The following is an 8,849-nucleotide window of genomic DNA, read 5'->3' on the forward strand; positions in this document are numbered from 1 at the left end:
ACCATGCTTGAGATACGTCCCCTGGCCTCGACGCCCGACGCAGCCCTCGCTGTGGCGATCGAACACGCGCCCTACCTGAAGCGCCTGTCGGAGCGAACCGAAGCGCGCCCGTTCGAATCGGCGCTTGCGTCCGTCACGGACCTGCCGGGTGAGACGCCGATAGATGAGGCGATGACCGTGCTGCGCAAGGCGAAGGCCGCTGTCCACCTCTCGCTCGCCGCCGATGACCTGTCGGGCACGCGCAGCGTGATGGAGGTGACGACGGCGCTGACCGGGTTCGCGATGGCGTCGGTACAGGCAGCGTTGCGTGTGGCCCTGGCAAACCGGGGTCTTTCGGACACGGGGCTGTTCATCATTGCGCTTGGCAAGATGGGCGCGTTCGAGCTCAATTATTCCAGCGATATCGACATTGTGGCCTTCTACGAACCAGACGGGTTCGATGGCGGCGAGCGATCGCCCGGCGAGACGGCGCAGCGGGTGCTGAAAGACGTTGTCCGGCTGCTCGATGAAGTCACGGCGGATGGCTACGTGTTCCGGACAGACCTGCGCCTCAGGCCCGACCCGTCATCGACGCCGCTCGCCGTTTCGACCACGATGGCGGAAATGTACTATGAGAGCGTCGGCCAGAACTGGGAGCGGATGGTCTGGATCAAGGCGCGGGCGGCGGCTGGCGACATGGACGCTGCCGCGCGGTTCATCGACCGGATGGGGGCCTATGTCTGGCGCCGCAATCTCGACTATTGGGCGATTGACGACATCCAGGCGATCAAGCGGATGATCAATACCAAGATCGGCGCGCACGGATTCGAGAATCCCGCCCCTGACATCAAGCTCGGCCCGGGCGGTATCCGCGAGATCGAGTTCTTCGTGCAGACCCAGCAATTGATCATGGGCGGTCGCCACCCGGAACTGAGGGACAATACAACGCTGGGCGCGATGATGGCCCTGCGCGATGCGGGCATTGTCACGGACGAGACGGCAACGGACCTGACGGAAGCCTATAAAAGTCTCCGCGATGTCGAGCACCGCATCCAGATGCGCCATGATGAGCAAAGCCATACGGTTCCGGCAGATTCGGCGGAGCGCGAAGGTGTCGCGGCGTTGTGCGGGTATACCTCCCTTGTGGACTTCGATCGCGACCTGCTCGAAACGCGGCGGTTGGTGCAGGCGGCCTATGATGCGCTGTTCGCACGGGACGAGCAGCAGGACGAACCAAGCCGTATCGGCAACCTTGTCTTCACGGGCGTGGATGACGACCCCGAAACAGTCCGCACCCTGTTGGGGCTCGGGTTTGGTGACCCGAGTGCTGCCATTGCGACGATACGAAACTGGCACAGGGGGAACGTGCCCGCGACCCGAACCGTGAGAGGACGGGAACTCCTGACGGCGATCCTGCCACGGATGCTGGAAGCCATGGGCGCCACGGGCGAGCCGGACGAGGCATTCCGCTGGTTCTCGCGTTTCTTCAGTGGCTTGTCGTCGGGCGTGCAAACATTGTCGATGTTGCTGGCCAAGCCGGCGCTGCTTGATGACCTGGTGGCGACACTGGCACTGGCGCCGCGGCTCGCTGAAATCCTGTCGCGCCGCCCTGACCTGCTGGAAGCGCTGGTCAGCGGGCAGGCGCCCGAACCACCGAAGATTACGGCAAGCACAAGTTTCGACGCGGCGCTGGACGAATGGCGGCGCTATCATCGCGAGCAGAGCTTCCTGATCGGGCACAACCTGCTGCACGGCCTGATCAATGCCTCCGATGCGGCGGCGCACTGGTCGCGATTGGCGGACGATACGATCCGCCAGATGGCGGCGGTCGCAGAGGCTGAGACGGTGCGGCGATACGGCGAGGCACCGGGCGTTTGGGGTGTGTTCGCGATGGGCAAGCTGGGCGGATCGGAACTGACGGCCGGATCCGATCTCGACATCATCGTGGTCTATGAGGCGCCGTCACTGGATTCGCAGACCTGGTTCACACGTGTCACGCAGCGCCTGATTACGGCCCTGACGGCACCCACGGCTGAAGGCGCGCTGTATGAAGTCGATATGCGCCTCAGGCCTTCCGGGCGCGGTGGACCGGTCGCGGTCAGCCTGACGGCTTTCAACAGCTACCAGAATGACGAAGCCTGGACCTGGGAGCACATGGCGCTGACGCGTCTGCGGTTTGTTTCCGGCGATGCGGGTCTCGGCGCCAAAGTGCTCTCGAGCGCCAAGGCGGCCATTGCGGCCCGTGCGAGCAAGGATGCGGGCCAGATTGCGCGCGATGTCTCGGAGATGCGCCAGCGACTCTACCGCGAAAAGCCCGGCAAGGGCCTGTGGGACCTGAAAACCGAAAAGGGCGGGCTGATCGATATCGAGTTCATCGTGCAGCAGGACATGTTGCTGATGGGCAAGCCGGATTGCATATGGCCGAACGTGAGCGACTCGCTGGAAGGCATCGCAGCCAGTGGTGACCAGCCCGCCGCCCCCTATGTCGTGCTGCAGGAGGCCCTGACTTACCTGCAGGCGCTGCAGCAAGTGCAGCGTCTGGCGGTCGGCAGTGAAATCACCGCAGACGACATGCCGGACGGATTGAAGAACCGCTTGTGCCGCGCTGTCGGCGCCGAAGATTTCTATGCGCTGGAGCGCCATCTCGCTGCACTGAAAGCAAATGTGCATGCCATTGCTGCGGAAAAACTGCAGCTGCCAGCGACGGATTGAGGGCACTGCGCCGTTGAATGCGTGATGGGTTAATCACGATAACGGAGAATATCCTCATGAAACGTACCACTCTTGCTACTCTGATCGCTGCTACGGCGCTTGTCGTTGCGGTGCCCTTCGCGGCGCAAGCCGAGCGCGGCCACGACCGTCGCGGCGGCCCCGACGGCGAACATATGAAGGCGATGGATACCAACGGTGATGGCGACATCTCAAAAGAAGAAGTTCAGGCCTTCCGCGCCACAATGTTCAATGCGGCTGACGCCAACCAGGACGGCGCCCTGACGCTGGACGAAATGATCGCGCATCACGAAACCATGGAAGCGCAGCGCAAGGCCGAGCGTCAGGCCAGCATGTTTGCGAAACTTGATGCAGACGGCAATGGCACAGTGAGCGCGGCAGAGTTCGCTGTTCGTCCGTCGATGAAGGATCATCGCGGCAAGTCGGACCGTCGCGGTGATCGCCGCGGACCTGGCGCGCCTGACACACCAGACGACGAATAGTTCTGGACACCCGGAATGCCGGGCAGGTTGGATGCAAGATATGCGAATTAGTCCCCTCTCTTCGCACTTTCGAAAGCGTTCAGCTTGCCCGGCGACCCGGTTCCTGCCCGCTGCATGTGGTGAAGACATTTCCCCTTCGACCGATCACGCGCTAGAAACTGCCACGTGGCATTCTCATCCGACCTTGATCAGATCACGCGCGCGGCTGCCGGGGAACGGCAGGCCGTGTCGGCGCTGGTCAATCGCTACAGCCCCGGCGTGCTGGCACTTGCAACCCGCATGCTGTCGGACCGGGCCGAGGCCGAGGATGTGACACAGGAAACTTTCATCCGCGCCTGGAAGGCCCTGCCGAACTGGGAGCCACGGGCGAAATTCTCGACCTGGCTGCACCGCGTCGCGCTGAACCTTTGTTATGACCGGCTGCGCAAGCGCCGGGAATCGACCATGGCGGAGCTGCCGGAACAGGTCGATATGGCACTGCGCCCGGACGATGCACTGGATCAGTCAGAGCGCGTCAAGGCCGTTGAGGGGGCGATCGCGGCGCTTCCCGAGCGTCAGGCCGCTGCGTTGACCTTGTGCGCGCTGCAGGATCATTCTCAGGCTGAAGCGGCTGAAATTATGGAGATAAGCGTGGAGGCGCTCGAAAGCCTTCTCGCACGGGCGCGGCGGACGCTGCGTACGGTATTGATGGAAAGGAGCGAGGCATGACGAACACAATGACCGATGCACGGCTGATCGCGCTGATCGAAGCCTGGGGCGCGGATGCGAACGCTTTTCCGGAAACCGAACGCGCAGCCGCCAAGGCCCTGCTGGCTGAAGCGCCGGATCGGTTTGCAGATGACCTTCAGGCGGCCCGGGATGTCGACGCGTTGCTGGGCGGAATGCCGGACGTAACGCCGTCTGCGGCGCTCACGGCGGCCCTGATTGACGCTGCGCCTAACGCACGCCCGCAACGGCGCAGCTGGCTTGCAGCTATTCCGCGCTGGCCGACGGTCGGTGCCTTGGCATCGCTCGCTATCGGGCTGGCAATCGGATTGGGAACAGCGCAGTCGGGAACGACGGCCACGACTGAAGATTCGGTCGACACGCTCGTCTATGCCGCACTCGGATTTGATGTGATCAACTATTCTCAGGAGACAGCTCAATGAGTGATCCGACCCCAAAGCGCCGGATTCCGTTCTGGCTGACACTGTCGATCATGGCGAACCTGCTTCTACTGGGCCTGGTGGTCGGCTCGGTCCTGCGCTCGCCGCATCATCGTCTCGGGCCAGACGGCATGGCACCGCAGCGGCCACCCATATTGGGCGAGGCCAGTCATGGGGATCGTAAGGTGGTGCGGCGTATCATGATGGAGGCGTTCCAGTCGGCTGACACGGAAGTCGCAGAAAGGCGCACGGCTCGCGCGACGCTGGGCGAGGCCTTGCAGATTGACCCCTATGATCCGGAAGCCGTGCGGCGTGCCTTCGCCGCTCTGCGCCGGTCGGATGAGGCCGTGCATTCAACGATTCACGAGTCGCTGGTTGACCGGTTGGGTGAACTCAGCGTGGAACAGCGCAGGGCGCTGGCCGAGATGCTGTCGCGCGAGCCCGGCGATGAACCTCGGCGCCGCCGCGACAGGCCGGGCGACGATGATGACGGTCCGCGTGGTCCGCGCGACCGTGACTAGGCTTCCCGGTTCAGGCCACCCAGACAGGGGGTTTGCGATGGGCCCAGGGTGCAGATCGCTCCAACTGCCCGGCCAGCGCGAAGAGCAGGCTTTCGGTTCCGTAGCGGCTGCCGAACATCATGCCGAGCGGGAGACCTGAGAGTGCGGTCGGGGTGGGGGCGGTCCAGTGCAGGGGGACTGACATGGCTGGCGCGCCCATCTGGTTGAACACGGCGCAGTGCGGCGCGAAGCTCTGCACGGCTTCGCCCATCGTATCGGGCGCGGTGAGGGCCATGACGCCCAGTTTTTCCGGCGCGCGCATCAGCGTGGGCGACAGGGTCATGTCAAAGCCACCGGCATCGAGGAAGCGCTCATAGGCAATGGCGGCCGTCTGGAAAATATTGTTGGCATGGGCTAGTTCGACCATCGGAACAGTGCGACCGAGATTGGCCATCTGGAACGTGACCGGCTCGAGCTCATCCTCGCGAATGTCGCGCCCGAGCGCCTTGGCGCGATCATCGACCATGGCGGCGATATTGGCGGAGATGGTGAACAGGGCCGCCTTGCCGAGCGCGGCGCCGTCCATCCGGGGGCCGGCTTCCACGACGGTATGACCGAGGCGTTCGAGCAGTTCAGCGGTGAATTTCAAACCAGCCTCAGCGTCGGCGTCCGGTTGGGTACCATTCGGTGCAGAACGCCACAGCGCGATTTTCAAGGGTTTCGGGTCGTGGTCGAGTTCCGTGAGGAAGGGGCGCGATGGCGGCGGCGCATGATAGCGGCTGCCGACTTCCGGGCCATGAGACACGTCGAGCAGGGCGGCGCTGTCGCGCACGCTGCGGCTGACCGCATGGACGGTGGAGAGACCGTTCCAGCCTTCGGTCCGCCCGGGGCCCATCGGGATTCGCCCACGTGAGGGCTTGAGGCCGAACAGGCCGCAGCAGGCGGCTGGGATGCGAATCGAGCCGCCGCCATCGCTGGCCTGTGCGAGGGGGAGCACGCCGGATGCGACCGCCGCCGCCGCCCCGCCGGACGAGCCGCCGGACGTGCGGGTCGTGTCCCATGGGTTGCGCGTCTGGCCGTGCAGCGTGGACTCGGTTGTCAGCGTGAGACCGAATTCCGGCGTCGTGGTGGCGCCGAAGAAGACAAGCCCCGCCTTGCGATAGCGTGCAGCGAGCGTGCTGTCTTCAGACGCCACATGGCCTTTCCAGGCGACAGAACCCTGCGTGATCGGCGCGCCCTTGATGTCGACGGCGAGATCCTTGGTGGCGAAGGGCACACCGGCAAAGGGGCCATCGCCGAGCGGCTGCTCGAGCTGTTCATGGGCGAGTTCGGGGAAAAGCGCGGAGAAGCAGTTGATCTTCTCCTGTGCCCCTTCAGCGCGGCCAAGCGCGGGGTCCAGCAGCTCAGATGGCTTGACCTGTTTGGTGCGGACCAGATGGGCGAGGCCCAGCGCGTCATAGTCCTTGAATTCTTCGTCCATCAGATCATTCCCTCCGCTTTCGCGCAGTTTGGAACCTGTCGCCGCGAATGGGAAGGGCTTACGCGAGGACGACAGCCGTGCCGGAGACGGCGACCATCATCATCGAGCCGGACTGGCCGATGACCTGGTAGTCGAATTTCACACCCACGACGGCGTTGGCGCCGAGCCGTTCGGCATTGCGGATCATCTCGTCGATGGCACCGTCGCGCGTTTCGCGGATCGTCTTTTCGTAGGCGTCAGACCGGCCACCGACAATATTGGTGAAGCTGGCGAGAATATCCTTGCCGAGATGCGCGCCAATGATGACCTCGCCGCACACGATGCCCTTGTAGGCGGTGATGTCACGGTTCTGGATGGTGTGTGTGGTTGTGATGATCAAAGGAACCTCCGGTTAGACGGCAAAGCGGGTCTGGCCATATCTATACGAATCCCAACTGGAAAGCACCATGACGTGATGATTTGTCAGCGGCCGTGATTTGCTGACGGCGGTGTGCAGACCTAGACGGGCGGGTCAGACATTCAGGAGTTATCATCATGTTGAAGCCGCTTTCCCTTCTTATCCTTCGCCTGGGCACGGGTGGATTGATGGTCCTGTGGGGCATGATGAAGGTTGCCGCGCCTGCAAGCTCCATCGGCGTGTCACAAAAATACTATGGCGGGGCCCTGAACGCCGAGATGATCCAGATGCCGCTTGGCGCATTGCAGGTGGCGCTCGGCGTCGCGGTCATTCTCGGCCTATGGCGCAAAGTGACCTATCCGGCGGTTGCGGTCGTGATTGGTGTCGGCCTGGTGGCGATATGGAAGTATATCGTGGACCCGATGGGCCTCTACCTTCTGACAGAGGGTAACAATAATCCGCTCTTCTTCCCGTCACTGACGGTTTTCGGCGCCACGCTGGCGCTGATGGCGTTCCGTGCAGACGACGCGTGGAGCCTCGACGCGAAGTTGTTCAAGTAGGGCCTGTGGGCTGAATCTATTCGGCGGCTGTCTTCGCCCCGTCATCTTCCAGAACTTCCAGCATCTTGATGGCGCTGTCGGCGATGACGGTGCCCGGCGGGAAGATGGCGGTGGCGCCAGCAGCATATAGCGCGTCGAAATCCTGTTGCGGGATCACGCCGCCAACGATGATACGGGCGTTCGCCGCACCTTCATTGCCAAGGGCGCGTTTCAGTTCCGGCACCAGCGATAGGTGGCCGGCGGCGAGCGACGAGGCGGCAACGATGTCGACCCCGGCCTTGCGCGCATCGGCGGCGGCTTCTTCCGGCGTCTGGAAGAGCGGACCGATCTCCACGTCCCAGCCAAGGTCCATCAGGGCTGACGCGACGACCTTCTGGCCCCGGTCATGACCGTCCTGTCCCATCTTGGCGATGTAGATCTTGGGGCGGCGACCGTGTTTCTTTTCGAAAACGGCGGCGAGGGACTTGGCGTCCTCAGCCCGCGCATTGCCTTTGACGCCGCCGCCATAGACGCCCTTGATCGAGCGGATGATGGCGCTGTGGCGGCCCTGGCTGCGTTCGACCGCTTCGGAAATCTCGCCGACCGTTGCCTTGGCACGGGCGGCATCGACGGCGAGGGCGAGCAGGTTGCCCTCTGTGCCGGCAGCGGCCTCGGCGATCGCGTCGAGCTTGGCGGTGACTTCGGCTTCATTGCGGTCGGCTTTCAGGCGGGCCAGCTTGTCGAGCTGCATGCGGCGCACGGCAGCATTGTCGACCTTGAGGACCGGCACATCCTCGTCTTCATCGAGATGGAACTTGTTGACGCCGACCACGGTCTGCGTGCCGCTGTCGATGCGGGCCTGCGTATTGGCGGCGGCTTCCTCGATGCGCAGCTTGGGCAGGCCTTGCTCAATGGCCTTTCGCATGCCGCCCATTTTCTCGACTTCCTCGATATGGGCGAGGGCCTTGGCGGCAAGGTCGTGCGTCAGGCGCTCGACGTAGTAAGAGCCGCCCCACATGTCGATCGTCTGGCAGGCGCCGGCTTCCTGTTGCAGGAAGAGCTGTGTGTTGCGGCTGATCCGGGCTGAGAAGTCGGTCGGCAAAGCGAGGGCTTCGTCGAAGCTGTTGGTGTGCAGGCTCTGCGTCTGGCCGCCTGTGGCCGCGATGGCCTCAAGGCAGGTGCGGATGACGTTATTGTAGACGTCTTGCGCCGTGAGGCTCCAGCCAGAGGTTTGGCTGTGCGTCCGCAGGCTGAGGGATTTGACGTTCTTCGGCTTGAATTCCTTCTCGACCAGTTTCGCCCAGATCAGGCGGGCGGCGCGCATCTTGGCGACTTCCATGAACGTGTTCATGCCAATGGCCCAGAAAAAGGAGAGGCGCGGGGCAAACTTGTCGACATCCAGCCCGGCAGCAACGCCCGCGCGGATATATTCGATACCGTCGGCCAGCGTGTAGGCGAGCTCAAGGTCTGCCGTCGCGCCGGCTTCCTGCATGTGGTAGCCGGAGATGGAGATGGAATTGTATTTCGGCATGTTCTGCGACGTGTAGGCGAAGATGTCCGAAATGATCCGCATGCTGGGCTTGGGCGGATAGATATA

General features: G+C 63.4%; 9 protein-coding genes. 6 read left to right on the top strand and 3 right to left on the bottom strand.

What is annotated here, in order from left to right:
- Positions 1–3: 3 nt before the first annotated feature.
- The 5 genes from AADA04_RS05190 to AADA04_RS05210 all read left to right on the top strand — a co-directional run bounded on the left by AADA04_RS05190 (position 4) and on the right by AADA04_RS05210 (position 4,857).
- On the top strand, positions 4–2,691 hold the full coding sequence (locus AADA04_RS05190; RefSeq protein ID WP_340692182.1) for a bifunctional [glutamine synthetase] adenylyltransferase/[glutamine synthetase]-adenylyl-L-tyrosine phosphorylase: 2,688 nt from the start codon (positions 4–6) through the stop codon (positions 2,689–2,691).
- 56 nt (positions 2,692–2,747) lie between these two features.
- Entirely contained in the window at positions 2,748–3,191 is a 444-nt protein-coding gene (locus AADA04_RS05195) for an EF-hand domain-containing protein (RefSeq protein WP_340692183.1), read from the top strand.
- Positions 3,192–3,356: 165 nt separating this feature from the next.
- The gene (locus AADA04_RS05200) at positions 3,357–3,899 is read left to right on the top strand and encodes an RNA polymerase sigma factor (protein WP_340692184.1); all 543 of its coding nucleotides are present in this window, start codon (positions 3,357–3,359) and stop codon (positions 3,897–3,899) included.
- A complete protein-coding gene (locus AADA04_RS05205; protein ID WP_340692185.1) occupies positions 3,896–4,339 on the top strand; it encodes a hypothetical protein in 444 nt (147 codons plus the stop codon). The genes AADA04_RS05200 and AADA04_RS05205 overlap by 4 nt, the downstream gene beginning before the upstream one ends.
- Positions 4,336–4,857: a periplasmic heavy metal sensor gene (locus tag AADA04_RS05210; RefSeq protein WP_340692186.1), complete on the top strand. Its 522-nt coding sequence runs from the start codon at positions 4,336–4,338 to the stop codon at positions 4,855–4,857. Before AADA04_RS05205 ends, AADA04_RS05210 begins: the two co-directional genes overlap by 4 nt.
- Positions 4,858–4,867: 10 nt before the next feature.
- Here AADA04_RS05210 and AADA04_RS05215 read toward each other — a convergent pair whose 3' ends face one another.
- Together AADA04_RS05215 and AADA04_RS05220 are read right to left on the bottom strand one after the other, a co-directional pair.
- On the bottom strand, positions 4,868–6,316 hold the full coding sequence (locus AADA04_RS05215; RefSeq protein WP_340692187.1) for an amidase: 1,449 nt from the start codon (positions 6,314–6,316) through the stop codon (positions 4,868–4,870).
- Positions 6,317–6,374: 58 nt separating this feature from the next.
- Positions 6,375–6,695: a YbjQ family protein gene (locus AADA04_RS05220; protein WP_340692188.1), complete on the bottom strand. Its 321-nt coding sequence runs from the start codon at positions 6,693–6,695 to the stop codon at positions 6,375–6,377.
- A 155-nt stretch (positions 6,696–6,850) separates the two neighbouring features.
- Between AADA04_RS05220 and AADA04_RS05225 the strand changes: the two genes are divergently transcribed.
- A complete protein-coding gene (locus AADA04_RS05225) occupies positions 6,851–7,273 on the top strand; it encodes a hypothetical protein (RefSeq protein WP_340692189.1) in 423 nt (140 codons plus the stop codon).
- A gap of 16 nt (positions 7,274–7,289) precedes the next feature.
- On the opposite strand, the gene AADA04_RS05230 is transcribed toward AADA04_RS05225, so the two are convergent.
- Positions 7,290–8,849 (bottom strand): methylmalonyl-CoA mutase family protein (locus AADA04_RS05230; protein WP_340692190.1); only part of this gene is annotated, 1,560 nt, incomplete at its 5' end.

It is taken from the genome of Hyphomonas sp. (genome assembly GCF_037969335.1).
Classification (GTDB): Bacteria; Pseudomonadota; Alphaproteobacteria; order Caulobacterales; family Hyphomonadaceae; genus Hyphomonas.

Excerpts from the sequence above, each read along its gene's own strand:
- AADA04_RS05225 (WP_340692189.1), top strand. The coding sequence starts at position 6,851 with ATGTTGAAGCCGCTTTCCCTTCTTATCCTTCGCCTGGGCACGGGTGGA.
- AADA04_RS05215 (WP_340692187.1), bottom strand. The coding sequence starts at position 6,316 with ATGGACGAAGAATTCAAGGACTATGACGCGCTGGGCCTCGCCCATCTG.
- AADA04_RS05210 (WP_340692186.1), top strand. The coding sequence starts at position 4,336 with ATGAGTGATCCGACCCCAAAGCGCCGGATTCCGTTCTGGCTGACACTG.
- AADA04_RS05190 (WP_340692182.1), top strand. The coding sequence starts at position 4 with ATGCTTGAGATACGTCCCCTGGCCTCGACGCCCGACGCAGCCCTCGCT.
- AADA04_RS05205 (WP_340692185.1), top strand. The coding sequence starts at position 3,896 with ATGACGAACACAATGACCGATGCACGGCTGATCGCGCTGATCGAAGCC.
- AADA04_RS05195 (WP_340692183.1), top strand. The coding sequence starts at position 2,748 with ATGAAACGTACCACTCTTGCTACTCTGATCGCTGCTACGGCGCTTGTC.